The sequence below is a fragment of the Streptomyces sp. NPDC006261 genome, assembly GCF_040613515.1.
In the GTDB taxonomy this organism is placed as follows: Bacteria; Actinomycetota; Actinomycetes; order Streptomycetales; family Streptomycetaceae; genus Streptomyces.
On sequence record NZ_JBEXSI010000156.1, the window covers coordinates 1 to 1,508 of the forward strand.

Annotated in this window: 1 protein-coding gene; it reads left to right on the plus strand. The window is 67.3% G+C overall.

The features are described 5' to 3' along the window. The first annotated feature begins 102 nt into the window (after positions 1–102). A complete protein-coding gene (locus ABZ154_RS35000) occupies positions 103–924 on the plus strand; it encodes a hypothetical protein (protein WP_356838503.1) in 822 nt (273 codons plus the stop codon). Positions 925–1,508 lie beyond the last annotated feature (584 nt).

Sequence of the window (1,508 nt, forward strand, 5' to 3'; positions counted from 1 at the left end):
GCACAACCTCACCCTCGCCGGATAGTCCAACGACCGCACAGCAACCGACCCTGCCCGGGCGGCTCATAGATCATTTGCGGGACAGCCCTTAGGGTTCCCTCCATGAACGATGGAATCGCTTGGCTGGACGACGAACTGGGCCGGAATGGCTACGCCCTCACCATGGTGAAGGGCATAAGTCCCGAGTCCCTCGCCGTGTATCTGGGCGCGCGTCCGGGCACGCTCGTCGATCCGGCCACCACCCCGGGAGCCCTGGAGTTCTTTCACGGACCGGGATCGTCGAAGCTGCCGGACTGGGCGATGGTGGGCCAGGCGGCCGACGGCTGGGCGTTCGCCCTGGAAACGCCCGAGGCCGGGCACCGGGACGACCGCCTGGCCCCCGGAAGAGACCTCAGGGCGCGCCACACGGTCGTGGACATCCTCGACACCACCATGGACCCGCCGAACGTCACGGTGACCGTGGGCGGCGAGACAGAGTGGACGCTACGGGAGAACGGCACCGGCCACGTCGAGCACCCGGTGAGCCGGCGTCTGGTCGCAGAGGCCGGGTTCCTCAGCTACCCCCACGGCATCTTCCAGGACGACGCATCCGAGGACACCGGGATACGGCACGTCTACCGGATCCTGGGCGACCACTATGGCCTTTCCCTGCCCCGGACCGCCGTGACGGAGAACCGCCTGCCTCACGTGTTCACGGAGCCCAGGACGCTCCTCCACGCGGACGCGCACTGCCCGGCCTGCGGCGAAACCCGGATGCTGCCCTACGGCGGCGGTACGAAGGAGCCCCGGCTAGTGTGCGTCTACTACAAGGTCCGCGACGTCCCAGGCTACCCGCCGCAGGGGTGTCCGGGCGAGGTCGCGGACGCCGTGCGCGGGGAACCCAACCCGAAGTACGAGAACCTGCGCCTTCCCGGCACTTTGTGAGGAGTGCGTCGCCCGCACTGAGGCGGGCGCCGCCGGGTTGCTGGGGGCGCGGCCAACAAACAGGAGCGTGGTGACGCCGACGCCGTGCGCTAAAGGGCGACACCACGCTGGTCAACCTGTTTCGCCAGGCCGTGCAGGCAGCATCCGAACGACGACGACTGGCTCACCTCGCGAGCCTTGGCCACATCATTACCAAGCAGCGCTCCGATTTTGACGCCCGCACGTACGGATCGAAGACGACGCGGACGAGAACGCGTTGTGCGGTACGCATGATTCTGCATTCTGTCGACAGGGGAGATTCGGCCGGGACACCAGCACCCGGATTCCAGATCGCGTGCCTGCGCGGGGAGAGAGGTCCTGCCGCAGCCGGCAGGACCTCTCGCTTCCGGTCTTGGGCTTGCTAGGCCGCCGCGTGTCCGAGGATGCGCAGCGAATACGTGTCGTACGTCCGGTGCAGGACCATCACCACGGGGCCCGAGGTGAGTACTCGGCGTTGTCACGTTGACTGACCGGCCTGGGATGATCTTGGAGTTGGTCGTGCTGGGGAAGGATTCGTTCGTGTCGTCCGCGTCGCCGTCGTACAA

Coding starts and splice junctions, on each gene's coding strand:
- ABZ154_RS35000 (WP_356838503.1), top strand. CDS start 103: ATGAACGATGGAATCGCTTGGCTGGACGACGAACTGGGCCGGAATGGC.